Source organism: Paraburkholderia sp. RL17-373-BIF-A, from assembly GCF_046030175.1.
Lineage (GTDB): Bacteria > Pseudomonadota > Gammaproteobacteria > Burkholderiales > Burkholderiaceae > Paraburkholderia.
Window position 1 is genome coordinate 1 of sequence record NZ_JARESO010000335.1, and the last position, 805, is coordinate 805.

Below are 805 nucleotides of genomic sequence, written 5' to 3' on the forward strand. Positions count from 1 at the left end.
ATCGGCGCCCCTCACCGCCAGGATCAATTCGAATTCCAAGATCGTCTCCATTGTTCACCACGAAGCGATTATCGGTCAACTCGGAGTCTTGTCCACCGAGGTTTGAGCCTGAAGACGCAGGCGTGATTCCAACGAGGAATGAGCTTGGGCTGGGCGGGAAACGGCGATTGTCTGGCTGAGTGGTAGCGGGGCAGCGCAGCGGGTCGATCATCATCAGGGGATGGTGATCGAGATGAACGAAGCACAAGTGAGCACCGTCGGGAAGATGCGGCAGGTCCTGGCTGGCACGCAGGCTCTCGAATTCAGGCAGGCGGGGGATGATGCGGGGCGTTACAGCTGGATTGACGCCGTGCTGCGGCGCGTGGATTACCGCCAGTTGGGACGACGGTCACGCGGCTGGTGTCGCGCTGGATGGCGCGCAAGCCGCTGGTCAAGCAATACCGTGCGCCGGAACATGCCTTTGCGCGGCGATACACCGCTGTGGATGTGGCACTGCTGGCCGAGGTGGATCGCGCGATGGGCACACTCTCGGGACCGGCTACGGCCTGCGTGCTGCGCCGCCAACGCGACGTCTTCAGCGATGCGCGCTTCGAGCGGCTGGGTTCGATCTCGGTGGGGCATCTGTACAACCTGCGCAACAGCGCCGCTTACCGTGACCGGCGCGTGCTGCAGACAAAGACCCGCCCGACGAAGGCCGTAACGATCGGCACGCGCAAGGCTCCGGCTCCCGAAGGGCGTCCCGGCTTCGTGCGTATCGACAGCGTCCATCAGGGCGACCTCGACGGCGCCAAGGGCCTGTATAACC

Annotated in this window: 1 pseudogene; it reads left to right on the forward strand. The window is 64.0% G+C overall.

What is annotated here, in order from left to right:
* Nucleotides 1-411: 411 nt before the first annotated feature.
* Nucleotides 412-805 (forward strand): annotated as a pseudogene (locus P0D80_RS50725) (integrase); the annotation flags it as partial.